This is a genomic window from Anoxybacillus sp. P3H1B (genome assembly GCF_001560855.1).
GTDB lineage: Bacteria > Bacillota > Bacilli > Bacillales > Anoxybacillaceae > Anoxybacteroides > Anoxybacteroides rupiense.
This window is the reverse complement of record NZ_LPUG01000034.1, coordinates 20,521-45,649: the sequence shown is the minus strand read 5'-3', so window position 1 is coordinate 45,649 and position 25,129 is coordinate 20,521. Positions and strand designations below refer to the sequence as shown.

The window sequence follows — 25,129 nt, the reverse complement described above, 5'->3', positions numbered from 1 at the left end:
TTCTCTAGAAAATCTAGAGAAACTTTTATTTTGATGTTTCTAATTGTTCTTGAATTTCTTTAAGAAGGATTTCAGCACCTTCACGGCTTAAAATGATTTTGCCGCCAGCAAGCTTGAAGTTATCGTCAGAAACTTCACCTGTTACGACACATGTCATATTTGGTTTATATTTTTTGAGGATGATGCGCTCATCGTCAACATAAATTTCTAACGCATCTTTTTCCGCGATATCTAATGTACGGCGTAACTCAATTGGAATAACAACGCGGCCTAATTCATCCACTTTACGAACGATACCTGTAGATTTCATTGAAATAATCTCCTCTCCATCATAAATTCTATGTGCCTGTTTGTTTATTCGTCAATATTCGACAAAATTCCTACAACCTAATCATATCAATGTTTCCATTATACGTCAATCCTTTTATATGTAAAATTTAAAAAAAATGTATTTTGTTATTTCAGAAAAATTTTATTTAATATCGCATGCTTTCAATTAAGAGTTTATATCTTTTTATTTATATATTAAGAAAGTAATAAAATATATAAATTTATCAAAAAATAAGCATGCTTTTCTATTTTTTCCACTTCTTTTTTTATAAATATAAACTCATAAAGAATATTCGACAAAAATCAACCGTATTTGTTGACATTTGTTCAAGTGTTTATGTATATTTTTCCAAGATGAGAGAAATAGATGTTTTTATATACCATCAAAATCATATAAAATATATAATAAGCGATAATTGCTCTCGTCTTTGGACGAGGGTTTTTGCATATCGAGGAGGGTATAAAATGGAGAAGAAAACCTTTTATCTGACGACACCGATTTACTATCCAAGCGGCAAGTTACATATTGGCCATGCTTATACGACGGTGGCTGGAGATGCGATGGCTCGATATAAGCGGCTTCGCGGATACGATGTGATGTATTTGACAGGAACGGACGAACACGGACAAAAAATTCAGCGAAAAGCGGAAGAAAAAGGAGTTACACCTCAAGCATATGTAGATGAAATCGTTGCTGGGATTCAAGAGCTATGGAAAAAGCTCGATATTTCTTATGATGATTTCATTCGTACGACAGAGGATCGCCACAAAGAGGTGGTTGAAAAGATTTTTGCCCGCCTAGTAGAACAAGGAGATATTTATTTAGATCAATATGAAGGCTGGTATTGTACACCTTGTGAATCATTTTATACAGAAAGACAGTTGGTAGATGGTAATTGTCCAGATTGCGGGCGTCCGGTTGAAAAGGTAAAAGAAGAATCGTATTTCTTTAATATGAGCAAATATGTCGATCGTCTTCTTCAATATTACGAAGAAAATCCGGAATTTATCCAGCCAGAATCTCGCAAAAATGAAATGATTAACAACTTTATTAAGCCTGGCTTGGAAGATTTAGCTGTGTCGCGAACAACCTTTGACTGGGGCATTAAAGTGCCGGGAGATCCGAAACATGTGATTTATGTATGGATTGATGCGTTATCTAATTATATTACAGCATTGGGCTATGGTACGGAAAATGATGAGAAGTTTTTGAAATATTGGCCGGCAGATGTTCATCTGGTAGGGAAAGAAATTGTTCGCTTCCATACGATTTACTGGCCGATTATGCTAATGGCACTGGATTTACCGTTGCCGAAGAAGGTATTTGCCCATGGCTGGCTGCTAATGAAAGATGGGAAAATGTCGAAATCTAAAGGAAATGTCGTCGATCCTGTGACATTAATTGACCGTTATGGTTTAGATGCGCTTCGCTATTATTTACTCCGCGAAGTTCCATTTGGTTCAGATGGGGTATTTACTCCGGAAGGGTTTGTCGAACGAATTAATTATGATTTAGCCAATGATTTAGGAAATTTACTAAATCGTACGATTGCGATGATTCAAAAATATTTTGATGGTGTGATTCCGGTTTATGATGGACCGAAAACCGCGTTCGATAATCAGCTTGTTGAAACATCGAAGGAAACGGTAAAGCATTATGAAGAGGCAATGGAAAAAATGGAGTTTTCTGTTGCTCTGACAGCGTTGTGGCAATTCATCAGCCGAGCTAATAAATATATTGACGAGACACAACCGTGGATATTAGCGAAAGAGGAAGCAAATAAGGAAAAATTGGCGTCCGTCATGACGCACTTGGCAGAATCGCTCCGTCACATGGCGATTTTGCTTCAGCCATTTTTAACTCGCACTCCAGACAAAATCTTTCAGCAGCTCGGCATCAAACAACAAGAATTAAAAGAATGGGAAAGCTTATATCAATTTGGCCTTTTAAAAGAAGGAACAAAGGTTGAAAAAGGAGAGCCTTTATTTCCGAGATTGGAGATGGAAACGGAAGTGGCGTATATTAAATCGCACATGCAAGGAGATCAAGCGGCACAAAATCCTTCAGCAAACGATCCATCCAAAGAAACGGCGGCGGAAATTACAATTGATGATTTTATGAAAGTAGATTTGCGAGTGGCGCAAATTCTCCATGTTGAACTGGTAAAAAAAGCCAACAAGCTTCTTAAACTACAGCTCGACCTTGGCTATGAAAAGCGTCAAGTCGTGTCAGGAATTGCTGAATTTTATCAACCTGAACAATTAATTGGCAAAAAAGTGATTTGTGTAACGAATTTGAAGCCAGTTAAGTTGCGAGGAGAACTATCTCAAGGAATGATTTTGGCTGGCGAGACAAATGGAATGCTTTCTTTAGCAACTGTTGATGAGAATCTGCCGAACGGAACCAAAATTAAGTAGCATCAATCAGAGAGGTGGACGTGAATGAAACACACGACACCTCTTTGTTGTCATTTTGTAATATAAATGTTAAGGATATGTGATATATGTAATCGCTTTGTATGCTACACTTAACAACAGGTTAGAAAAGGGGTCATTGCTTATGTTATTTGATACGCATGCACATCTAAATGCGATGCAATATAGCGAGGATGTGACAGAGGTCATTCAGCGAGCCCGGGATGAAGGAGTATCTCATATTGTAGTCGTGGGATTTGATCGTCCGACGATTGCCGGTGCGATGGAACTGGCAGAGCAATATGAGTTTATTTATGCTGCGGTTGGCTGGCATCCTGTCGATGCGATTGATATGACGGACAAAGATTTGCAAATGATTGAAGAACTAGCATCGCATCCTAAAGTAGTGGCATTAGGAGAGATGGGACTAGATTATTACTGGGATAAATCACCGAAGGAAATACAAAAAGAAGTATTTCGGCAGCAAATTGAACTGGCGAAAAAGGTGAAGCTGCCGATTATTATACATAATCGCGAGGCGACAGCGGATATTTTGGAAGTTTTACAATCGGAAAACGCACAAGAAGTCGGCGGGGTCATGCATTGTTTTACCGGCAGTGTTGAGGTGGCAAAGCAGTGCATCCATATGAATTTTTACCTTTCGTTTGGCGGACCTGTGACATTCAAAAATGCGAAGAAGCCTAAAGAAGTTGCGAAAGAAATCCCTCTTGAACATTTGCTTATAGAAACGGACTGTCCTTATTTAACCCCGCATCCTTTTCGAGGCAAGCGCAATGAACCGAGCTATGTGAAGTATGTTGCCGAAGCGATTGCTGAGCTGAAAGGGGTTTCTTTTGAGGAAGTAGCGATGAAAACAACCGAAAATGCGAAAAAATTATTCGGCATTAATCGCTAACAAAATGTGTCGTTTTTTGAGAAGGCTTGTCTAATCATCGAGAAATAAAAAAGAGTTCTACAAATTTAGAACGATGCATAGTATAGACATGTCGACAAGTCTTCCTTCCCTTTTACCTTTATTTTTTGCATAATAGAGTGTGCTTATGCGTAAAGGTTAGGGAAAGGGGAAATATAGGCAAATGAAGGAGGCGGTTTAGACCGTGTTGACTAGCATGAGGAGTCTGCTTTCTGATTCATTAAGGAAAAACTTTACAGTAACAGCTAGTAGTTTAATAGCTTTTTCAGCGACGACTGGATTTGCAGGATATGAAGCAACAAAGGATCATGTGGTTCTTACTAAAAATGGAGAGAGGCAAGAGATTCGCACACACGCTAACACAGTGAAAGAAGTGTTAAAGGAGCAGCATATTGACCTTCGTCCAGAGGATCATGTGTACCCTTCTCTTGATACGGTTGTTACAGACGATTTGAATATTGTCTGGGAAGCGAGCAAACAAGTTACCGTCAAAATAGATGGAAAGCAAAAGGAACTATGGACGACTGCTGAAAGTGTAAGAGAGTTATTAGCGAGCCAGCATATTACCGTCGGACCATATGATCGAGTATCTCCATCACTGGATGCACCGATCCAAAAAGGGATGAGCATTTCGCTGCAAAAAGCGTTTCCTGTTCAGTTGAATGTCGGCGGTAAGCAACAGCAAGTGTGGGCAACTTCGACTACTGTCGCTGACTTTTTAAAGCAGCACCATATCACGTTAAATGAACTCGACCGTGTAGAGCCAGCATTACAAGATCAAATAAAAGCGAATATGGTTGTGAAGGTTACGAAAGTTCAAAAAGTCACCGATGTAGTGGAAGAACCGGTAAATTTCGCAGTCGTTACTCAGAAGGATGCTAGCTTGCCTAAAGGTGAGCAACGAGTCATTAATCCAGGTCAAAAAGGGCTTTTATCAAAGCATTATGAGGTTGTGCTAGAAAACGGAAAGGAAATATCTAGGAAGCTATTAAAAACTGAAACCGTGAAGCAAAGCCAAAATCGAGTGATCGCTGTGGGTACGAAAGAAAGGCCAGCGATGACATCGCGCGGCTCGTCAGCATCATCTAGAGAACTTTATGTTAATGCGACAGCGTATACAGCCTATTGCGGCGGCTGTTCGGGAAGAACGAGTACAGGAATCAACCTGCGGGCGAATCCGCATATGAAAGTCATTGCTGTGGATCCTCGCGTTATTCCTCTCGGCTCTAAAGTATACGTAGAAGGCTATGGCTATGCAATTGCTGCTGATACAGGAGGCAGCATTAATGGGTATAAAATTGATGTTTTCTTTCCAAATAAGTCCGCTGCATTTCGTTGGGGAACGAAACGCGTAAAGGTAAGAATTATACAATAGGCAAAACGCAAGAGAGGGGTTTTTCTCCCCTCTTTTTTTTCGTTATAATGGGAAGTGATTTTCTACATTATTAGACGAAGAAATGGGCAAAAAGTTTCGCGTTTTTTATGTAGTAATGATAAAAAATATTAAATAAAGTCTGGGACACAATTGTTCATTCGGTTTTATGGGATCATCATGGAACATTTTTTGTGAAAGAAAGGGGGAAGCGCGGAACCATATTTCTGCGCAGAAGGATTGAAAATTAAAGAAATTATTGTTGTTGAAGGACGAGATGATACAGTAGCCATTCAGCGCGCGGTTACAGCAGATACGATTGAAACGAATGGTTCGGCCATTACAGAAGAAACGATTGAACGGATCAAGCTGGCAAATGAAAAGCGTGGCGTTATTATTTTTACTGATCCAGACTTCCCTGGTGAAAAGATTCGAAAAACAATTGCTGAACGCGTACCTGGTTGTAAACATGCGTTTTTACCAAAGCAGGAGGCGCTTTCTAAAAAAGGAAGGGGAGTTGGCGTTGAATATGCTTCTGTGGAAGCGATTCAGCAAGCACTAAGGCACGTATATGAGGAAGCGGCAGAATGGCGAGAAGATATTACGCTGGATGACCTCATAGCTGCTGGATTGATTGGCGGAGCATTAGCTAAAGCTCGGCGGCAGCGTTTAGGGCAAATATTAAAAATTGGCTATACAAATGGAAAGCAGCTCTATAAACGGCTGCTCATGTTTCAAATTTCTAAAGAAGCGTTTTATCATGCGCTTGAGCAAGTGCTTCAGGAGGAAAAAAACAATGAATAAGGATATTGCTACACCGGCACGTACGCGTGAAATTTTAAATAAATATGGTTTTTCATTTAAGAAAAGTTTAGGACAAAATTTTCTCATTGACACGAACATTTTGCGTCGCATTGTCGATTTTGCAGAATTGTCTAACGAAACAGGCGTAATTGAAATTGGCCCAGGGATTGGGGCCCTTACTGAGCAGCTGGCGCGCCAGGCCAAAAAAGTGATTTCCTTTGAAATCGATCAGCGCCTTTTGCCTATTTTAGCGGATACCCTCTCCTTATATTCCAATATTCGTATTATTCATCAAGATGTACTTAAGGCTAATATTCAGCACATTATTGATGAAGAATTGGCAGAAATTCATGATATTATGGTTGTGGCCAATTTGCCTTATTATGTAACGACACCTATTATTATGAAGCTGCTTACAGATCGTTTGCCGATCCGTGGCATTGTGGTCATGTTGCAAAAAGAAGTGGCAGACCGCATTTCTGCTTCTCCTGGTACTAAAGATTATGGCTCTTTATCCATTGCTATCCAATACTATACAAAAGCTGAAACCGTGATGAATGTGCCTAGAACGGTTTTTATGCCTCAGCCAAATGTTGATTCTGCTGTGATTCGTTTAACAAAAAGAGAAAAGCCAGCGGTTGAAGTCGTTGATGAATCATTTTTCTTTCAGGTGGTTCGGGCTAGCTTCGGACAAAGGCGCAAAACGATTTTAAATAATCTAATAAGCCATCTGCCCAACGGAAAACAGCAAAAAGAAAATATTGAGCGCGGGTTAGCGGATAGTGGCATTGATTCAAAAAGAAGAGGTGAGACGCTGACCATTCAAGAATTTGCTGCTCTTAGTAATCGCTTAGTGGATATTTTTGAAAAAAAGGTCTAGCTCTAGACCTTTTTTTCTTTTCGCTTCACCTCTTGAAAATCTATGCATATTGTACTTAATAAATCGTATATTTTTGGAGTGAAGAGGCAATGGATATCAAAATCGGCGATATTGTCGCTAGGAAGTCATATGAATGCGATTTGCTATTCCGAGTCATTGACATTAAGGTGAGGAATGACGGAGAAAAAGAAGTCATTTTGCATGGAGAAGATGTGCGATTAATAGCTGATGCTCCATTCGATGATTTAATCATTATTGATGAGCAAGAGCAGCAAATGAGACAGAAAAAAGAAAGTGAATTAATCGAGCAGTCGTATAAATTGTTAAGGCAAGATTATCACTTATTAAAGCAAAAATCAGAGTACCGAGCAACAGGAGGCTATCAAACAGAGGAAGATTTTTTTCAAATCCCGGGGCGCGTTCTGCACATGGACGGTGACCCTGTGTATTTACGAAAATGCTTAAGCATGTATGAGCGAATTGGCGTCCCGGTACATGGAATATATTGCGAAGAAAAGGAAATGCCAGAAAGGGTTGGGGAGCTTATCGACCGAATTCGTCCTGATATTTTAGTGATCACAGGACATGACTCTTATTCGAAATCGAAAGGAAAAGCGACGGATTTAAAGGCATATCGTCACTCGCGATATTTTGTGCAGACTGTGAAAGAAGCGCGCAAAAGAATACCTCATCTCGACCAGCTCGTCATTTTCGCAGGAGCTTGTCAATCGTATTTTGAATCGCTTATTCGCGCAGGCGCCAACTTCGCTAGTTCTCCAGCTCGGGTCAATATTCATGCCCTTGACCCTGTCTATATTGTTTCTAGGATTAGCTTTACTCCTTTTATTGAAACGGTTCATGTTTGGGATGTATTACGAAATACATTGACTGGTGAAAAAGGGCTCGGAGGCATAGAAACGAAAGGAGTCCTGCGCACAGGAATGCCATTTCGTCTAATTGAAAAAGAAAATCAGGAAGGTCGCTACGACGGGAGATAGTCGGGCGATCTTTTCTATGTTTGATACATAATTTTTCATAAACAGTATATAATATGCACAGAAATGAGAAAAATGTAGAAAAATACACATTGACATAAATAAAAAATGGTTGGTATAATTTTTATTTTTGATTTTTGAGTAATAATTTGTTATAATTAAATCAGTGAGGTGGAGGGCGAATGATGGCAAAAACTTTATCCGATATTAAGAAGGCGTTAGACTCTAACATCGGTAAACGCCTAACATTAAAAGCGAACGGTGGGCGAAGAAAAACCATTGAACGCTGCGGGATTCTTGCAGAAACGTATCCATCTGTCTTTGTCATTGAGCTTGATCAAGCGGAAAACGCATTCGAGCGTGTATCTTATAGCTATGCTGACGTGTTAACAGAAACAGTAAAATTAACCTTTTTAGATGACGATCATATGGTAATGGGCGGGCAGTAGACATTTGTTTGCTGCTTTTTGTTTTGTACTTTTCTTTATAAAGGAAACATAAAGATGCGTCTGTTTTTAAATAATAAAATTGTCGCGGTTTTTGAAAGGAGCTGCTTGCAATTGAGCAGACGTCGAGGAATGATGTCACAGCAGTTTAAGGAAGAGCTGGCCAAAGAGTTGGGATTTTACGATGTCGTTCAAAAAGAAGGCTGGGGAGCTATTCGCGCGAAAGATGCGGGAAATATGGTGAAATTAGCGATACAAATGGCGGAACGTCATTTGGCTGAGAGGACAAAGTAATCAAAATCACTAAAAATTATAACCGCGGCAGCCGAAGCTTAATGGCTTCGGTTTTTCTTTGACAAGGCTCTTGAAAGATTGCATAATGGAGTTCGTTGGTTTGTGGTAAAATGTTCGTATAAGTTTGAAGTGGATAAAGTAGGTGGAAAGTTTGAGACTATTGGTAAAAGCTCCGGCTAAAATCAATTTATCGTTAGATGTGCTACATAAACGGCCAGACGGATATCACGAAGTCAAAATGGTGATGACGACGATTGATCTTGCTGACCGAATCGAACTAGTCCCATTAGCCAGCGATACAATTAAAATTGTCTCACATAATCGATTTGTTCCTGACGATCATCGGAATTTAGCTTACCAAGCAGCAAAATTGCTGAAAGAAACGTTTGGAATTCGCAAGGGGGTCGCTATTTCAATTGCGAAAGCGATTCCGGTCGCTGCTGGTTTGGCTGGAGGAAGCAGTGATGCAGCAGCTACACTGCGAGGACTAAATAAACTTTGGAGACTGGGACTTACTCTCGATGAATTAGCCGAGCTTGGTGCAAAAATAGGTTCTGACGTATCGTTTTGCGTCTATGGCGGAACAGCCATTGCCACCGGACGAGGAGAAAAAATTGAACATATTCCTGCTCCTCCACCGTGCTGGGTCATTCTAGCAAAACCAGCCATCGGGGTTTCAACAGCCGAAGTGTATCGAAGTTTAAATGTCAACACGATTGAGCACCCTGATGTCGATGGAATGGTACAAGCCATTAAACACCAAGATTACGAAGGAATTTGTTCTCTTGTTGGAAATGTATTGGAAGATGTGACGTTAAAAAAATATCCAGAGGTAGCCCATATTAAAGAGCAAATGAAGCGTTTCGGGGCTGATGCGGTATTAATGAGCGGAAGCGGCCCGACGGTTTTTGGACTCGTCCAGTATGATTCACGATTGCAGCGCATTTATAACGGTTTAAGAGGTTTTTGTGACCAAGTCTTTACAGTGAGGTTATTAGGAGAGCGGAATACGCTTGATTAAATACGTACATTAATGTTATATTTACCATATAACATTCGGTTTTTAGGGGGTTCGTTTATGAAATTAAGGCGCAGTAGCCGCTTAGTCGATATGACGCACTATCTCCTAGAACATCCCCATCAGCTGGTCCCGCTCACTTTTTTTGCTGAACGCTATCAGTCGGCCAAATCTTCCATTAGTGAGGATTTAGCGATTATTAAGCAAACATTTGAACAGCAAGGGATCGGAACATTGAAAACACTTTCAGGCGCGGCAGGCGGAGTTCAATATATTCCTAAAATCTCTGTTGATGAAGCCAAAGAGACGGTTCATTACTTATGTGAGCAGCTGGCAAATCCGGATCGATTGCTGCCCGGTGGGTATCTTTATATGACGGATATTCTTGGAGATCCGCGAATTGTCAATAAAATCGGCCAATTATATGCGTCTCTTTTTGCCGAACGGACTATTGATGTCGTTATGACCATTGCGACAAAGGGGATTCCGTTAGCTTATGCTGTAGCCCATTTTTTGAATGTGCCTGTGGTGATCGTGCGTCATGATAATAAAGTGACAGAAGGATCGATGGTTAGCATTAATTACGTATCTGGCTCGTCTAAACGCATTCAAACAATGGTATTGGCAAAACGCAGTTTAGCAGAGGGAACGAACGTATTAATTATCGATGATTTTATGAAAGCGGGCGGCACGATACATGGTATGACCAGTTTATTAAATGAGTTTAACGCTCGTTTGGCTGGAATCGGAGTGCTTGTCGAGTCAGAAGATATAAGTGAACGGCTTGTGGATGAATACGTTTCCTTAGTGAAGCTTTCTTCTGTTAATATAAAAGAGAAGCACATTGCTGTAAAAGAAGGAAACTATTTAAATTTTCTCGAATAAAAGAAAGGAGTCATACAAAGATGGAAAAAGTACAAACATCGAAAGCGCCTCAGGCGATTGGCCCATACTCCCAAGGAATCATTGTTAATAATATGTTCTACAGCTCAGGTCAAATTGCCTTGACACCAGAAGGAGAAATGGTGCAGGGAGATGTCAAAGAGCAAACTCATCAAGTGTTCAAAAATTTGAAGGCCGTTCTGGAAGCAGCAGGAGCATCACTTGAAACAGTTGTAAAAACAACCGTTTTCTTAAAAAGCATGGACGATTTTGCAGCTGTGAATGAAGTATATGGCCAGTATTTTAATGAGCATAAACCAGCGCGTTCTTGCGTAGCAGTGGCTCAGCTGCCAAAAGACGCACTTGTTGAAATTGAAGTGATTGCTTTAGTGAAATAAGTTTAGCGATATCCCAACTATAAGATACTTGTTGGCGGGTGCACGGTCACGCTTTGGCGTGACCGTGCACCCACTTGCCTTCCGTTCGAGGCTTTTTACAGATATAGATACGGTCCGTTCATCATTTATGAGGCGCAAGAATAACAAGCAAATCCATTTTATCAGGCCCCACGAGTGAATGATAGCTTTTCTACTCCCCTTTTCCCTTATTAGATTTTCCCGCATATCTTCATTCGACAGCATCGGCTAGAATAAACACTTATTTTGACAAAAACAGGTCATTTTATCTATTTTTTATGAAATTTTTTAAATTAAAAGAAGGAAATGCGAGATGAATGTGGAATAAATTAACCAAGTTCTTATATAGGGAAAAGGTGGTGAGCAGAATGGAAGTAACCGACGTTAGATTACGCCGCGTGAATACCGAAGGACGTATGAGAGCGATTGCTTCTATTACGCTGGATAACGAATTTGTGGTGCATGATATTCGCGTAATTGATGGCAATAACGGCTTGTTTGTGGCTATGCCAAGCAAGCGTACTCCTGACGGGGAGTTTCGCGACATCGCACATCCAATTAATTCCACAACTCGTGGAAAAATTCAAGAAGCAGTATTAGCTGAGTATCACCGTTTAGGGGAACTTGAAGAAGAGTTAGAAGAAGCCGGTGCTTCTTAAATAAAAAAAGCCTGTTCTGTGCAACAGGCTTTTTTTATTTTCTGGTAAAATGGAATGTTTCCTTGAAATACATAGCTAATTAGGATATATTCAATTATGGATAAAAAGGTAATTGGAGGCCCTGTTTATGGTAAAACGATACGCGATAATATTGGCGGCGGGACAGGGAACAAGAATGAAATCAAACCTATATAAAGTCTTACATCCTGTCTGCGGCAAGCCAATGGTTCAGCATGTAGTCGATCAAGTATCGCGGCTTGATCTTGAGAAGTTAATTACCGTAGTTGGATTTGGTGCGGAACAAGTAAAAAAACAAATCAGTGATAAAAGCGAATTTGCTCTCCAAGAAAAGCAGCTAGGGACTGCTCATGCTGTTATGCAAGCTTCTCCTTACTTGAAAGGACTGGAAGGTGTAACACTTGTTGTGTGCGGTGATACCCCACTCATCACGGCTGAAACGATGAAAGCGCTATTAGAGCATCATCTTTCAACCAAGGCTAAAGCGACGATTTTAACGGCAATTGCAGAAAATCCTAGCGGATATGGCCGAATTGTCCGAAATGATGAAGGAAGCGTAGAAAAAATTGTAGAGCATAAAGATGCTACAGAAGAGGAACGGTCTATTCAAGAGATTAATACAGGAACGTATTGTTTCGATAACAAAGCATTGTTTGAAGCGCTTACAAATGTATCGAATCAGAATGTTCAAGGCGAGTATTATTTAACTGATGTGATTGAAATTTTAAGAAAAAAAGGCGAAATCATTTCTGCTTATCAGTCCCCTTCGTTTGAGGAAACAATAGGGATCAACGACCGCATTGCCCTTTCTCAAGCTGAGGCGATTATGCGCAAACGGATTAACTATGCGCATATGACCAATGGCGTGACAATTATTGATCCAGAGCATACCTATATATCACCAGAAGCGGAAATTGGACGTGACACCATCATTTATCCTGGTACGATCATTGAAGGAAAAACAACGATTGGAAAAGAGTGTATCATTGGTCCTCATTCTGAAATTAAAGATTGTTCGATTGGTGACGGCACGACGGTTCGTCACTCTGTTGCCCATGACAGTGAAATTGGACATCAAGTAACGATTGGTCCCTTTGCTCATATTCGTCCATCGTCTCAAATCGGCGATGATGTTCGGATTGGCAATTTTGTTGAAATTAAAAAATCCACCTTTGGCAAAGGCAGCAAAGCTTCGCATTTAAGCTACATTGGCGACGCTGAGGTCGGGGAAGATGTCAATTTAGGCTGCGGTTCTATCACAGTGAACTATGATGGAAAGCATAAATATTTAACCAAAATTGAAGATGGCGCATTTATCGGCTGTAATGCTAACTTGATTGCTCCAGTGACCATTGGAAAAGGCGCTTATGTAGCTGCTGGCTCTACCATTACAGACGATGTCCCGGGAAATGCTTTATCGATTGCTCGCGCCCGCCAGGTTAATAAAGAAAATTATGTGGATCGCCTTAACTTTAAGAAAAATTCCTGATGGAGGTTTATCATGTCTCAATATCTTGATTCCAGTCTAAAATTATTTTCGTTAAATTCGAATATGAAGCTGGCAGAGGAAATTGCTCAAGTGATTGGGGTACAATTGGGAAAATGCTCTGTATCCCGATTCAGTGATGGAGAAATTCAAATCAACATTGAGGAGAGCATTCGCGGCGGAGATGTATTTGTTATCCAATCGACCAGCGCCCCTGTCAATGAACATTTAATGGAGCTTTTAATTATGATTGATGCACTGAAGCGGGCGTCAGCCAAAACGATTAATATCGTTATGCCTTACTATGGATATGCTAGACAAGATCGTAAAGCGCGTTCTCGCGAGCCGATTACAGCTAAGCTGGTTGCGAATCTGCTAGAAACGGCGGGGGCTTCTCGCGTGATTACGCTTGATCTCCATGCTCCACAAATTCAAGGATTTTTCGATGTTCCAATCGACCATTTAATGGGTGTGCCAATTTTAGCGGACTATTTTAAAAACAAAAATCTTCAAGACATCGTGATCGTATCCCCAGACCATGGAGGAGTAACACGGGCCCGTCGGTTAGCTGATCGGTTAAAAGCTCCGATTGCGATTATTGATAAACGCCGCCCTAAACCAAACGTTGCTGAAGTTATGAATATCGTCGGACAAGTGGAAGGCAAAACGGCCATTCTCATTGACGATATTATTGATACCGCTGGAACGATAACATTAGCGGCCAATGCACTTGTAGAAAATGGAGCTAGTGAAGTATATGCGTGTTGTACGCATCCGGTACTTTCAGGTCCAGCGATTGAGAGAATTCAAAATTCAAAAATTAAAGAGCTTGTTGTGACAAATTCGATTGCTCTTCCAGAAGAAAAGAAAATTGATAAAATTGTAGAACTATCAGTAGCCCCGTTGATTGCCGAAGCGATTATTCGTATTTATGAAATGCAATCGATTAGTGCCTTGTTTGATTGAGAAAAATAGATGTTTAAATCTTCCTGTTTTAGGACAAAGTAATTCGTAGAGTCTTTAAACAGGAGGAGGATGACGCATGGCTGTGCTCGAAGCGAAAGAGCGTACAGAAGGGCAAGGCTTTGGATTGCGCAAAATCCGATTACAAGGAAATATTCCTGGAGTACTTTACGGAAAAAATGTGAAAAATCGTGTCGTTTATATGAATGCGGCAGATTTTTTGAAAACCGTTCGCGAAGCAGGACGAAATGGCTTAATCACGTTAAAGGTAAATGGTGAAAGTCATTCTGCGTTGTTACGTGATATTCAAAAAGATCCGATTCGCAATGAGATTATTCACGTCGATTTTCAAGTCGTTGATATGTCAACAGAGGTTGATGTGGCTGTTAATGTACATTTAGTTGGTAATGCAGCTGGCGTGAAAGATGGCGGTGTATTACAGCAGTCTTTACATCAGCTGTCGATTCGGGCGTTGCCAGCCAACATCCCTTCCTCAATTGATATTGACATTTCCTCATTACAGGTTGGTGAAACCATTACAGTGGGCGATGTGCAAACAGGTGGGATGTACGAAATCAATCATGAGTCGGAAGAAGTGATTGCCTCGATTTTACCGCCTAAGCAGGAAGAGGAAATTCATAGCGGCGAACAACAGGAACCAGGTCACCCGGAAGCTGAAGAGGGAAGAGAAACTACGCCTGAATCATGATGACAGACGTAACCGTATTTCGGTTACGTCTTTTGTGATAATATTTGACGTAGGGTTGTGTGTCTGTTTTGCGGCCGAATGTTGATCTGCACTTTTGGCTGTTGGTTTTCCTGTTATGATATCCGCAGCAAAAAGTGAAAATTTTACGTTCGCCATCCCGATGACAGCCGTCACGGGCTTTGTGTTCGTGTGTCCAGATGCTGGGGTAGCGTTGACACATTCCATGAGAACGATATCGTGACAAGGGATTACACCAAGAAAATGAAAAGATCGAAAGAACGTGTCATATAGAGAGGAGATAAAGGCATTGAAGTTACTGGTCGGTCTAGGAAATCCGGGGAGAGAATATGAACAGACAAGACATAATGTCGGATTTATGGTCATCGATGAGCTTGCGAAAAGATGGAATCTTTCATACAATCAAACTAAATTTAATGGGCTGTTTTCATCACACATGGTAGGAACAGAAAAAGTCATATTATGTAAGCCGCTAACATATATGAATTTATCAGGTGAGTGTGTTCGCCCGTTGATGGATTATTTTAAAATGGATATAGATGATTTATTGGTTATCTATGATGATTTAGATCTGCCAGTAGGAAAAATTCGTTTACGGGTAAAAGGAAGCGCCGGAGGTCATAACGGGATTAAATCGTTAATCCATCATTTAGGCACAGATCAATTTAAACGGATCCGCATTGGTATTGGCCGTCCACAAAACGGTCAAAAAGTAACCGATTACGTATTAGGACGGTTTATAAGCGAGGAACAACCGGATATTCAGCATGCTATCATGCGTGCGGCTGACGCTTGCGAAAAATTTATGACCGAACCTTTTTTGCAAGTGATGAATGAATTTAATGCATGAATAAAATCCTCCTAAATGGTAAAAAATGAATGTGAGCAAGAGACCGTTAGGAGGTTATCCATATGGCATTACACTATTATTGTCGGCATTGTGGAGTAAAAATAGGAACGATCAGTCAAGTGCCGATATATAGTGAACAACTGGGCTTTCACCATTTAACAGAAGAAGAGCGATTAGATATGATCTCCTATCTTCCAAACGGGGAAATTCATGTAAAAACGATTTGTGAAGATTGCTATGAGGCGCTTGAGAGAAATCCGGAACTGCATCAATGCGAAAAATTTATTCAGTAGATCGCTTTGGGTGACCAAAGCATTTTTGCATTTATTGCTTTGCGAGAGGAGGGAGAGCAAGGTGCGTTCGTTGCATCATTATTTTATCGAAAACCAAGATATTCAATCGATCATGAAAGGAATTGAGGCGGGGTTAAAAGAGCAGCTTATAACAGGATTATCTGGCTCTGCTCGATCCGTATTTTTATCTGCTCTTTATAAAGAAACAGCAAGACCGCTTCTTATTGTTGCTCATAACCTATTTCAAGCGCAAAAAATATATGATGATCTTGTTCAAATTTTAGGATCAGAGGAAGTGTTTCTGTATCCAGTTAATGAAATGATTGCCGCAGAAATGGCCATTGCTAGCCCGGAACTAAAGGCTCAGCGTTTAGAGGTCATGAATTATTGGTCAGAGCAAAAAAGAGGAATTGTGATTGCTCCTGTTGCTGGGGTGCGGCGTTTATTGCCGCCAAAGTCGTTATGGAAAGAAAATTTACTGAAAATTACTGTGGAGCAAGAATTCGATATTGAAGCTTATAAACATCGTTTTGTTCAAATGGGATATAAGCGTGTATCCGTTGTATCAACCCCGGGAGAATTTAGCATCCGCGGTGGTATTATTGATATTTATCCGTTAACAGCTGAATTGCCATACCGAATGGAATTATTTGATACAGAGGTAGAATCGATTCGAACATTTACGGTTGACGATCAACGCTCTCATGAGGAAGTGCAGCAAGTTTTAATCGGACCTGTAAATGAGACACTTGTATATGGGGATGCACTGCAGCAAGGAATCAAGCGCATTGAGATGGGATTAAAAGAAAGTATTCAAAAGGTCAAAGATGAAAAAACGAAGCAGCTGCTATTGCAGCATATTTCATATGAGCTCGAGCGCTTGAAGCAAGGGCAAGAAATTGAGCAGCCATATAAATATTCGGCACTTTTTTATGAGCAACCTGCTAGTTTGCTAGATTATCTGCCAGAAAACGGTTTGTTGTTGCTTGATGAGGTGAGCCGGCTGCAAGAAACGTCAGAAAATTTAGATGAAGAGGAAGCAGAGTGGCAGACAAGTTTACTTGCAGAGGGTAAAACGATTCATACTGCTTTTGTTTCTCACTCATTTTCTGATCTATTGCAGAAAAACAAAAGGCCGATTTTATATTTATCGCTCTTTTTACGGCATGTTCCGCACACCCATCCGCAAAATATCGTCAATATTTCCTGCAAGCAAATGCAAAATTTTCATGGACAAATGCCGTTGCTAAAGGCGGAGCTAGAAAGATGGAAAAAGGCGAAATACGCCATCGTTTTTTTAGCTGCGAATGCAGAACGAATGCGAAAATTACAATCTGTTTTGGAAGATTATGAGATGGATGCTTCTCCTTTGCCTGGAGGAGCGTTGCCGATGCATGGCAAGATCCAGATTATTCAAGGAGACTTGGGCACTGGTTTTGAGTTGCCGATGCAAAAACTGGCGGTCATTACTGAAGAAGAACTATTTAAAAAGCGGGTAAAAAAACCAGCTCGCCGACAGAAATTATCAAATGCAGAGCGAATTAAAAGCTATTCAGAGCTGCAAGTAGGAGATTATGTAGTCCATGTCAATCATGGGATTGGTAAATACTTAGGCATCGAGACGTTAGAAATCAATGGGATTCATAAAGACTATATTCATATTCAATATCAAGGTAGCGATACGCTCTATGTTCCTGTCGATCAAATCGATCAGGTGCAAAAATATGTAGGCTCAGAGGGAAAAGAACCGAAAATTTATAAATTGGGCGGTTCGGAATGGAAAAAGGTAAAGAAAAAGGTTGAGTCGTCTGTTCAAGATATTGCGGAAGACTTAATTAAACTTTATGCAGAGCGGGAAGCAAGCAAGGGATATGCGTTTTCTCCAGATACGGAAATGCAGCGCGAATTTGAAGCAGCCTTTCCTTATCAAGAAACAGATGATCAGCTGCGTTCTATTGAGGAAATTAAACGGGATATGGAAAGCGAAAAGCCGATGGATCGTTTATTATGCGGCGATGTCGGCTACGGAAAAACAGAAGTGGCCCTTCGCGCAGCCTTTAAAGCGATTATGGATGGAAAGCAAGTAGCTTTTTTAGTTCCAACCACTATTTTGGCCCAGCAGCATTATGAAACGATTCGAGAGCGGTTTCAAGGATATCCGATTGAAATTGGCCTGCTTAATCGTTTTCGGACAAGGAAGCAGCAATCAGAGACGATCCAAGGATTGAAAAATGGCACAGTTGACATTGTGATTGGCACCCATCGATTATTATCGAGGGATGTAGCCTTTAAAGACTTAGGGCTGCTCATTATTGATGAAGAGCAGCGGTTTGGTGTAAGCCATAAAGAGAAAATTAAACAGCTAAAAGCGAATATTGATGTGCTAACATTGACTGCAACGCCGATTCCTAGAACATTGCATATGTCCATGATTGGCGTGCGTGATTTATCCATTATTGAGACTCCGCCGGAAAATCGTTTTCCTGTACAGACGTATGTGATGGAACATACGCCAGAGCTAATTCGCGAGGCCATTGAGCGAGAGCTTGCCAGAGATGGGCAAGTATTTGTCTTGTACAACCGCATTGAAGATATTGATATAAGAGCGGAAGAGATCTCGATGCTTGTACCCGACGCTCGTGTCACATATGCGCACGGGAGAATGAGCGAGAACGAACTGGAATCTGTGCTTCTTGCATTTTTAGAGGGACAATACGATGTGCTAGTGACGACGACAATTATTGAAACAGGCGTTGATATACCAAGCGTTAATACATTGATTGTATATGAGGCAGATAAAATGGGGCTATCCCAGCTTTATCAGTTAAGAGGGCGCGTTGGCCGTTCAAATCGGGTAGCGTATGCCTATTTTACGTATCGAAAGGATAAAGTATTAAATGAGGTTGCTGAGAAACGGCTGCAGGCAATTAAAGAATTTACAGAGCTCGGATCGGGATTTAAAATTGCCATGCGTGATTTATCCATTCGTGGAGCCGGAAATATACTGGGAGCTGAGCAGCATGGATTTATTGACTCGGTTGGTTTTGACTTGTATTCACAAATGCTGAAAGAAGCGATTGAAAAACGAAGAGGAGTGGAGCAAGAAGAAAAGCCAGCTGATGTGGAAATCGATATCGAAATTGATGCTTATATTCCTGATACGTATATTTCTGATGGCTTGCAAAAAATTGATATGTATAAACGCTTTAAAGCGATCAGCACCCTAGAAGAGTTGGAGGAGCTTCGCGAAGAAATGTTGGATCGTTTTGGAGAATATCCAGATGAGGTAGATTATTTATTCCAAATTGCTGAAATGAAGGTATATGCAAAACAAAATGGAGTCGAGTCCATTAAACAGCATAAGCAACAAATTGATTTACTATTTAATGATCAGGCTTCTAAGGATGTACAAATCCAACGTTTATCGAAAATAGGAAACAGATATGGACGAATATTTGGATTTGGCATGGAAGGTCCAAAGCTAAAAATTGTGCTGTATGTAAAGGGGCTAAAGCCTCAGGAATGGCTTGTCATCTTATATGAAACCTTAAAAGAGTTAGTATATGAGAAAGACGGAAAATCGGTGACAGCTTAAGCATCCCATGTTTACCCGTGGTGTCAGATACAATTGGTTTATTTGTTGTCCTTGTGCTGTATAAATATCAACGAACGTTATCTACAAAAATCCGAAGCCGGAAGAAAAGTCACCGACCTGCCTCGGGGACGCCAAAACCAACCAACAAGCCGCTTCCAGATAAATGAATTTATCTGGAAGCGGTTTTATTGGGTTGTCCGATCATTCCAATCGGATCATCCCTTGTTCGCATGGGACAAATGTTGATGTATCAAGATGTATCTATAATAGTAGTTGAGCATAATGCTTACCTAGCATCATGGGGATCTCATGTTTATTTTTTAGGAATGTTGTCGATCATGGAGGTTGGGGAATTTTATCTAAAATTGAAAAAATCACTTTCATCGTGTATAGAAGTTGGGTTGTGAAGGATACTAATCACAACAATGGTGAATTCTTCAACGAAGGATTCATCGATGTAATTTTTAAATTTAGATGAAAGTGAGGCAGCAATAGATGAAAGCAACTGGTATTGTTCGTCGAATTGATGATTTAGGACGCGTTGTCATTCCAAAAGAAATTCGCAGAACGTTGCGTATTCGAGAAGGAGATCCGCTCGAAATATTTGTTGATCGTGATGGTGAGGTTATATTAAAAAAATATTCGCCTATTAGCGAGCTTGGTGATTTTGCGAAAGAATATGCAGAGGCATTGTTTGACAGCTTAGGTCATCCGGTTTTAATTTGTGACCGAGATACCTTTATCGCCGTAGCTGGTGTGTCGAAAAAAGAATTTCTCAATAAAGGTGTAAGCTCTCTTATTGAGAAAGCAATGGAGGAGCGCCAGTCTGTGATCCATACAGAAGAGAGTGAAGTGGAGCTTGTCGATGGCCATGAGGAACGATTGAAATCATATACAATCGGACCGATTGTGGCGAACGGGGATCCAATTGGAGCTGTTGTCATTTTATCAAAAGACAAAACGATTGGCGAAGTAGAGCACAAATCAGCGGAAACTGCTGCAAGCTTTTTAGCGCGGCAAATGGAGCAATAATGAAATAAAGTGGATTACTTAACAAACGATATCGCTATATTTTGAGCGGTAACACGTGAATGGCCTCCGCTCGCATGTCTAAAGCAGGCAAATGTTATAACGGCTATCAATATCGGCCTGCTTGCTATTGGGTAATCGTTTACGGGGTATGCTAAAAAGAGCGCCTGAGATTTTAAAACAGAATGGACGCCTAATAAAATGTTATCCCCTTAAGGAATGTTTGTACTTTATGCAACGAGCTTTGAGGCGAGCGGGCTGTTTTGAATAAACAGCATTCTATTCCTTCAGAAAGGCAGCTGCTATGCTGTCTTTTTCTTTTTGCGTTATAATGGCAAGGGCTAGCTTTTAGAGTGTTGGAAGGTGAAGCGAAATGGCTATAAATGGTGAATCGCGAAATGCAAGCATATGGCGCGGAGCTACTGTTTTGGCTATTGCAGCCGTTGTAACGAAAATATTGAGCGCTTTTTACCGTATCCCTTATCAAAATATTGTAGGCGATATCGGTTTCTACATTTATCAGCAGGTTTATCCGATTTATGCAATGGTTATAGCTTTAGCTACATACGGCTATCCCGTTGTCATCTCTAAACTTGTAGCGGAGCAAGCAGAGGAAAAAAATGAAGCGGGAATTCGCTATGTTTTGCAAGTCTCATTCTGGTTTTTAGCTGTTATGGGCCTGCTTTGCTTCGGTGTGTTGTACGTAGGGGGAGGGGGGATTGCGCGATGGATGGGAGATGAAAAGCTGACACCGCTGATTCGTACCATTTCTTTCTCATTTTTACTCCTGCCCTTTCTTTCCGTATTACGCGGTTATTTCCAAGGAAAAAATGAGATGATGCCAACGGCTCTGTCACAAGTAGCAGAGCAATCCGTGCGAGTAGCCACGATTATCATCTGTTCATATCTTTTAGTGAAAACGGGACATACCATGTATGAAGCTGGAACAGGTGCTATTTTTGGATCGTTGACGGGAGGGTTTGCAGCGCTTTTGCTTTTAAGTGCGTATTGGCTGCGTAGCGCACGTTCACTGTATTTCTACGAAGCTTCGAGGCTGTCTGCTCAAAGTGTTATTCGGTATTTATTTGTACAAGGATTGACGATCTGTATAGCCAATATGGCACTAACGCTTACTCAACTTGCTGATGCGATGTCGTTATTATCATTGTTAATGGAAAAAGGAATAGAGGAGCAGGCTGCGAAAGCATTTAAAGGAGTATATGATCGCGGTCAGCCGCTTGTGCAGCTAGGAACCGTTGTTGCGACGTCGTTCTCATTAACGCTTGTGCCGCTCATTGCAGGAGCGAAAAAACGCGGGGACGAGACATTTATTTTAGAAAAAATAGACGTCACCTTGCGGGTTGCCCTTGTTGTCGGTATCGGTGCGGCTTTTGGCTTGGCTGCGTTAATCCGTCCGGTCAACATCATGCTGTTCAAAAATGATGCCGGCTCTTGGCCATTAGCTATTTTATCGCTATCTATTTTTTTTACCACGATGTCTCTTACAGCTTCCGCCCTTTTACAAGGGATTGGATATGAGCAATTTGCCGTCATTGGCGTACTCATTGCGTTTATTAGTAAGTGGTTGGGCAATCTTTGGTTTGTCCCTATGTTTGGAATTGCTGGAGCGTCATGGGCTACCTGGCTTTCATACATCGTGATGTTTTTGTTTCTGTATCAAGTATTACGAAAGAAGATAGGTGTTTGGTTTATTAGGAAGAAAGATGTATATGCTGTAATGAAAGCGGCGCTTATAATGGTGGTATCATTAAAACTATATATGTGGGGAACGCAGCTGTGGGGAGGAAGCCGGCTGGGAGCGACAGGTCAAGCATTGCTTGGCGTGCTGCTTGGAGGAAGCGTTTATATTATAATGATTTTAAGAGGAAAGCTTTTCTCTCCAAAAGAGATTGCTTTATTTCCTTTTGGAGAAAAATTACGCATATTTCTTGGCAAAATAGGTGATGAAAAGTGAATACGATTTTTATTTTTGGCTTGGGTGCGGGAGATATAGATCAATTGCCGCTTGGCATTTACCGTCAATTAAAAACGGCTTCTCCACTTTTTTTGCGCACAAAAGAGCATCCGGTTGTACAAGCACTTATTGATGAAGGGGTCTCGGCCACCTCTTTTGATGAGTTATATCAAACATATGAAACGTTTGAAGAAGTATATGAAGCGATTGTTCGTGTACTGTTGGACAAAGCGCAAACGAGCGATGTATATTATGCGGTACCTGGCCACCCTCTCGTAGCAGAAAAAACGGTACAGCTTTTATTAGAGGTTGAACAAAAGCAGCAATGCCGGGTGGTGGTTTCAGGGGGCCAAAGCTTTTTGGATCCGCTGTTTGCCGCTGTGAAAATCGATCCAATTGAAGGCTTTCAGCTTCTGGATGCAACATCGTTTCAGCAAGAGGAGTGGCAGTTAACGAATCACGTTGTTTTTTGTCAAGTATATGATTCATTCATTGCTTCTGAAGTGAAACTCACATTAATGGAACAACTGCCAGATGATTATCCTGTTTATGTGGTGACAGCGGCAGGGACGGTAGCAGAAAAAGTGATTCAAGTTCCTTTGTATGAGCTGGATCGTGTTACGGAGCTGAACAATTTAACGAGCGTCTACGTTCCGCCTGTGAAGGAAGAAAAGTGGCTGTATCATCGTTTTGAGAAATTGCGTCATGTCATTGCTACACTCCGCGGACCAAATGGCTGTCCATGGGATCGTAAGCAGACGCACGAATCATTAAAAAAATATTTGCTAGAAGAAGCATATGAACTGTTTGATGCTATTGATATGCAGGACGATGACGGCATCATTGAAGAATTGGGAGATGTTTTATTGCAAGTGATGCTGCATGCGCAAATTGGTGAGGATGAGGGTCTTTTTTCCATATTTGATGTCATCAAAGGAATTACGGAGAAAATGATTCGCCGCCATCCCCATGTATTTGGAGACATAGAGGTACAAAATGCAGAGGAAGTTTTGCAAAATTGGCAGCTGATTAAGGAAAAAGAAAAACAAGACCGTTCTGTATCGTTGCTTGACCAAGTGCCGAAAAGTTTATCAAGCCTTCTAAAGGCTTATGAATTTCAAGCAAAAGCAGCAAAAGTCGGCTTTGATTGGGATGACGTAAAACCGATGTGGGAGAAAGTAGAAGAAGAAATGCAAGAATTTAAACAGGAGCTTTTGCAAGGACACCAAGATGTGAAAAAGCAAATGAATGAGTTCGGAGATCTATTGTTTGCTCTTGTCAACATCGCTCGTTATTATAAGATCAATCCGGAAGAGGCGTTACAGGCAACAAATATGAAATTTTACCGTCGTTTTTCTTATATTGAAGAGCAGGTGAAGACGCGCGGCTTGCGCATGGAGGCACTATCTCTACAAGAGCTTGATCAATGGTGGGAGGAAGCAAAGGAGAAAGGTCTATAAAAGGAGGAAGGCTAATGCGGCTTGATAAGTTTTTGAAGGTATCACGCCTTATTAAAAGGCGGACATTAGCGAAAGAAGTGGCAGAGCAAGGGCGTATCGCGATCAACGATACCATTGCAAAGGCTAGCTCAACAGTGAAAATAGGGGATGAAGTGACGATTCAATTTGGACAGAAAAAATTGACTGTTAAAATTACTGATTTAAAAGAAACGACAAAAAAAGAAGAAGCGTCGCAGCTTTATGAAATTATAAAGGAAGAGCGTATCGAAGAGGAACTCCCACAAAATGAATGATGATAGCTTGTTCTAAAATGTCCCTCGCATTCATACATATGGTACAAATGTGAGATGATTGCGGGGGATGAATATGAGCCAACATTACGAAGGAATGAACAATAAAGGAGCTGTGCAAGAGCATGATGTGGTGATGCGGGGGCGCCGGCTTTTAGATATTACGGGTGTCAAGCAGGTAGAAAGCTTTGACAGCGAAGAGTTTTTGTTGGAAACAGTGATGGGATTTTTGTCTATTCGGGGACAAAACTTGCAAATGAAAAACTTAGATGTTGATAAAGGAATTGTTTCCATCAAGGGGAAAATTTTCGATTTGATTTATTTAGATGAACATCATCAGGAGAAAGCTAAAGGATTCTTTAGCAAGTTGTTCAAATGAGTGTAACCACTCAACTCGAAACGATGCTTGCTATGATTGGAATGGGCGGCTGGCTCGGCCTGTCGATCGACACATATAGCCGCTTTTTACAACGCCGGAAGCGGGCTCGTTTCATCGTTTTTATTAATGATGTTTTATTCTGGCTCCTCCAAGGTCTCATTATTTTTTATGTATTGCTGCTTGTCAATGAAGGGGAACTGCGAGTTTATATTTTTTTAGCTATTTTATGTGGTTATGCCGCTTATCAAAGCTTGTTGCGCAGCCTATATTTGCGGCTATTAGAAATGTTCATTCGCTTTTTTACAGCATTGTTCCGCTTTTTTGTCAGGACATGCTATTATATAGTGGTTCGCCCTATACAAGGGCTTCTGCATCTATTACTGCTGCTTTTGCTTGTGATATGGAAATTGATTCTTTCGACATGTAAACTGCTCTATCGTTGTGTTATTTTTTTGCTAATGCCTGTTTTTTGGCTGATAAAATGGCTTTGGATGATGGTTCCGCTTAAACAAAGAGAGACAATAGCTAAATTTTTTGATTGGGCGGCAGGAGTTGTGCAAAGAGTCAAGAATATCATCATAAAAAGGAGCTCTAAATTCCGAAAATAGGAGTGGAGGTA

General features: G+C 40.8%; 25 protein-coding genes. 24 read left to right on the top strand and 1 reads right to left on the bottom strand.

The window, feature by feature from the left end; all coding sequences use genetic code 11:
* Positions 1–25: 25 nt before the first annotated feature.
* Positions 26–310 carry an AbrB/MazE/SpoVT family DNA-binding domain-containing protein gene (locus AT864_RS17330; RefSeq protein ID WP_044742039.1) on the bottom strand — a complete coding sequence of 95 codons (285 nt, stop codon included), beginning with the start codon at positions 308–310 and terminating at the stop codon, positions 26–28.
* Positions 311–567: 257 nt separating this feature from the next.
* On the opposite strand from AT864_RS17330, the gene metG reads away from it, so the two are divergent.
* The 24 genes from metG (at position 568) to yabQ (ending at position 25,118) form a co-directional block, all read left to right on the top strand.
* The gene (metG, locus tag AT864_RS17325; RefSeq protein WP_369815678.1) at positions 568–2,748 is read left to right on the top strand and encodes a methionine--tRNA ligase; all 2,181 of its coding nucleotides are present in this window, start codon (positions 568–570) and stop codon (positions 2,746–2,748) included.
* A 142-nt stretch (positions 2,749–2,890) separates the two neighbouring features.
* Complete coding sequence (locus tag AT864_RS17320; protein ID WP_066151237.1) at positions 2,891–3,661, top strand: TatD family hydrolase; 771 nt, start codon at positions 2,891–2,893, stop codon at positions 3,659–3,661.
* 202 nt (positions 3,662–3,863) lie between these two features.
* On the top strand, positions 3,864–5,054 hold the full coding sequence (locus AT864_RS17315) for a G5 and 3D domain-containing protein (RefSeq protein ID WP_066151234.1): 1,191 nt from the start codon (positions 3,864–3,866) through the stop codon (positions 5,052–5,054).
* Positions 5,055–5,291: 237 nt separating this feature from the next.
* On the top strand, positions 5,292–5,855 hold the full coding sequence (gene rnmV, locus AT864_RS17310; RefSeq protein WP_044742035.1) for a ribonuclease M5: 564 nt from the start codon (positions 5,292–5,294) through the stop codon (positions 5,853–5,855).
* Complete coding sequence (gene rsmA, locus AT864_RS17305; RefSeq protein ID WP_066151231.1) at positions 5,848–6,735, top strand: 16S rRNA (adenine(1518)-N(6)/adenine(1519)-N(6))-dimethyltransferase RsmA; 888 nt, start codon at positions 5,848–5,850, stop codon at positions 6,733–6,735. The genes rnmV and rsmA overlap by 8 nt, the downstream gene beginning before the upstream one ends.
* Positions 6,736–6,824: 89 nt before the next feature.
* Positions 6,825–7,733 (top strand): sporulation peptidase YabG, encoded by a 909-nt coding sequence (yabG, locus tag AT864_RS17300; protein WP_066151227.1) that lies wholly within the window; start codon positions 6,825–6,827, stop codon positions 7,731–7,733.
* 182 nt (positions 7,734–7,915) lie between these two features.
* Positions 7,916–8,179, top strand: coding sequence for a biofilm formation stimulator Veg (veg, locus tag AT864_RS17295; protein WP_044742047.1), 264 nt, complete (start codon positions 7,916–7,918; stop codon positions 8,177–8,179).
* Positions 8,180–8,290: 111 nt separating this feature from the next.
* Positions 8,291–8,470 carry a small, acid-soluble spore protein, alpha/beta type gene (locus AT864_RS17290; protein WP_066151258.1) on the top strand — a complete coding sequence of 60 codons (180 nt, stop codon included), beginning with the start codon at positions 8,291–8,293 and terminating at the stop codon, positions 8,468–8,470.
* A 151-nt stretch (positions 8,471–8,621) separates the two neighbouring features.
* Complete coding sequence (gene ispE, locus AT864_RS17285; protein WP_066151223.1) at positions 8,622–9,491, top strand: 4-(cytidine 5'-diphospho)-2-C-methyl-D-erythritol kinase; 870 nt, start codon at positions 8,622–8,624, stop codon at positions 9,489–9,491.
* 57 nt (positions 9,492–9,548) lie between these two features.
* A complete protein-coding gene (gene purR / locus AT864_RS17280) occupies positions 9,549–10,373 on the top strand; it encodes a pur operon repressor (protein WP_044742031.1) in 825 nt (274 codons plus the stop codon).
* A 20-nt stretch (positions 10,374–10,393) separates the two neighbouring features.
* Positions 10,394–10,768: a 2-iminobutanoate/2-iminopropanoate deaminase gene (ridA, locus tag AT864_RS17275; RefSeq protein WP_066151220.1), complete on the top strand. Its 375-nt coding sequence runs from the start codon at positions 10,394–10,396 to the stop codon at positions 10,766–10,768.
* A 386-nt stretch (positions 10,769–11,154) separates the two neighbouring features.
* Positions 11,155–11,445 (top strand): septation regulator SpoVG, encoded by a 291-nt coding sequence (gene spoVG, locus AT864_RS17270; protein ID WP_044742029.1) that lies wholly within the window; start codon positions 11,155–11,157, stop codon positions 11,443–11,445.
* A gap of 127 nt (positions 11,446–11,572) precedes the next feature.
* Positions 11,573–12,952, top strand: coding sequence for a bifunctional UDP-N-acetylglucosamine diphosphorylase/glucosamine-1-phosphate N-acetyltransferase GlmU (glmU, locus tag AT864_RS17265; protein WP_066151217.1), 1,380 nt, complete (start codon positions 11,573–11,575; stop codon positions 12,950–12,952).
* A gap of 9 nt (positions 12,953–12,961) precedes the next feature.
* Positions 12,962–13,915 carry a ribose-phosphate diphosphokinase gene (locus AT864_RS17260; protein WP_156450564.1) on the top strand — a complete coding sequence of 318 codons (954 nt, stop codon included), beginning with the start codon at positions 12,962–12,964 and terminating at the stop codon, positions 13,913–13,915.
* A 76-nt stretch (positions 13,916–13,991) separates the two neighbouring features.
* Complete coding sequence (locus tag AT864_RS17255) at positions 13,992–14,621, top strand: 50S ribosomal protein L25/general stress protein Ctc (RefSeq protein WP_066151215.1); 630 nt, start codon at positions 13,992–13,994, stop codon at positions 14,619–14,621.
* A 307-nt stretch (positions 14,622–14,928) separates the two neighbouring features.
* The gene (gene pth, locus AT864_RS17250) at positions 14,929–15,489 is read left to right on the top strand and encodes an aminoacyl-tRNA hydrolase (protein ID WP_066151212.1); all 561 of its coding nucleotides are present in this window, start codon (positions 14,929–14,931) and stop codon (positions 15,487–15,489) included.
* Between the two features lie 62 nt (positions 15,490–15,551).
* Positions 15,552–15,782 carry an anti-sigma-F factor Fin family protein gene (locus AT864_RS17245; RefSeq protein WP_044742024.1) on the top strand — a complete coding sequence of 77 codons (231 nt, stop codon included), beginning with the start codon at positions 15,552–15,554 and terminating at the stop codon, positions 15,780–15,782.
* Between the two features lie 61 nt (positions 15,783–15,843).
* Positions 15,844–19,377, top strand: a complete 3,534-nt coding sequence (gene mfd, locus AT864_RS17240) for a transcription-repair coupling factor (RefSeq protein WP_066151209.1) — start codon at positions 15,844–15,846, stop codon at positions 19,375–19,377.
* A gap of 495 nt (positions 19,378–19,872) precedes the next feature.
* Positions 19,873–20,409: a stage V sporulation protein T gene (gene spoVT / locus AT864_RS17235; RefSeq protein ID WP_044742022.1), complete on the top strand. Its 537-nt coding sequence runs from the start codon at positions 19,873–19,875 to the stop codon at positions 20,407–20,409.
* A 370-nt stretch (positions 20,410–20,779) separates the two neighbouring features.
* Positions 20,780–22,381: a polysaccharide biosynthesis protein gene (locus tag AT864_RS17230; protein WP_066151206.1), complete on the top strand. Its 1,602-nt coding sequence runs from the start codon at positions 20,780–20,782 to the stop codon at positions 22,379–22,381.
* Positions 22,378–23,841 (top strand): nucleoside triphosphate pyrophosphohydrolase, encoded by a 1,464-nt coding sequence (gene mazG, locus AT864_RS17225; protein WP_066151203.1) that lies wholly within the window; start codon positions 22,378–22,380, stop codon positions 23,839–23,841. The genes AT864_RS17230 and mazG overlap by 4 nt, the downstream gene beginning before the upstream one ends.
* A gap of 14 nt (positions 23,842–23,855) precedes the next feature.
* Positions 23,856–24,134 (top strand): RNA-binding S4 domain-containing protein, encoded by a 279-nt coding sequence (locus tag AT864_RS17220; protein WP_066151198.1) that lies wholly within the window; start codon positions 23,856–23,858, stop codon positions 24,132–24,134.
* A 73-nt stretch (positions 24,135–24,207) separates the two neighbouring features.
* Positions 24,208–24,510 (top strand): sporulation protein YabP, encoded by a 303-nt coding sequence (gene yabP, locus AT864_RS17215; RefSeq protein ID WP_044742018.1) that lies wholly within the window; start codon positions 24,208–24,210, stop codon positions 24,508–24,510.
* Positions 24,507–25,118 (top strand): spore cortex biosynthesis protein YabQ, encoded by a 612-nt coding sequence (gene yabQ / locus AT864_RS17210; protein ID WP_066151195.1) that lies wholly within the window; start codon positions 24,507–24,509, stop codon positions 25,116–25,118. Before yabP ends, yabQ begins: the two co-directional genes overlap by 4 nt.
* Positions 25,119–25,129: the final 11 nt, after the last annotated feature.

Bases quoted from the DNA above. Each gene is read 5' to 3' on its own strand.
- rsmA (WP_066151231.1), top strand. From the start codon at position 5,848: ATGAATAAGGATATTGCTACACCGGCACGTACGCGTGAAATTTTAAAT.
- yabQ (WP_066151195.1), top strand. From the start codon at position 24,507: ATGAGTGTAACCACTCAACTCGAAACGATGCTTGCTATGATTGGAATG.
- spoVG (WP_044742029.1), top strand. From the start codon at position 11,155: ATGGAAGTAACCGACGTTAGATTACGCCGCGTGAATACCGAAGGACGT.
- AT864_RS17245 (WP_044742024.1), top strand. From the start codon at position 15,552: ATGGCATTACACTATTATTGTCGGCATTGTGGAGTAAAAATAGGAACG.
- AT864_RS17330 (WP_044742039.1), bottom strand. From the start codon at position 310: ATGAAATCTACAGGTATCGTTCGTAAAGTGGATGAATTAGGCCGCGTT.
- AT864_RS17255 (WP_066151215.1), top strand. From the start codon at position 13,992: ATGGCTGTGCTCGAAGCGAAAGAGCGTACAGAAGGGCAAGGCTTTGGA.
- glmU (WP_066151217.1), top strand. From the start codon at position 11,573: ATGGTAAAACGATACGCGATAATATTGGCGGCGGGACAGGGAACAAGA.
- AT864_RS17320 (WP_066151237.1), top strand. From the start codon at position 2,891: ATGTTATTTGATACGCATGCACATCTAAATGCGATGCAATATAGCGAG.
- AT864_RS17220 (WP_066151198.1), top strand. From the start codon at position 23,856: ATGCGGCTTGATAAGTTTTTGAAGGTATCACGCCTTATTAAAAGGCGG.
- yabG (WP_066151227.1), top strand. From the start codon at position 6,825: ATGGATATCAAAATCGGCGATATTGTCGCTAGGAAGTCATATGAATGC.
- yabP (WP_044742018.1), top strand. From the start codon at position 24,208: ATGAGCCAACATTACGAAGGAATGAACAATAAAGGAGCTGTGCAAGAG.
- veg (WP_044742047.1), top strand. From the start codon at position 7,916: ATGGCAAAAACTTTATCCGATATTAAGAAGGCGTTAGACTCTAACATC.
- ridA (WP_066151220.1), top strand. From the start codon at position 10,394: ATGGAAAAAGTACAAACATCGAAAGCGCCTCAGGCGATTGGCCCATAC.
- metG (WP_369815678.1), top strand. From the start codon at position 568: ATGCTTTTCTATTTTTTCCACTTCTTTTTTTATAAATATAAACTCATA.
- spoVT (WP_044742022.1), top strand. From the start codon at position 19,873: ATGAAAGCAACTGGTATTGTTCGTCGAATTGATGATTTAGGACGCGTT.
- purR (WP_044742031.1), top strand. From the start codon at position 9,549: ATGAAATTAAGGCGCAGTAGCCGCTTAGTCGATATGACGCACTATCTC.
- AT864_RS17230 (WP_066151206.1), top strand. From the start codon at position 20,780: ATGGCTATAAATGGTGAATCGCGAAATGCAAGCATATGGCGCGGAGCT.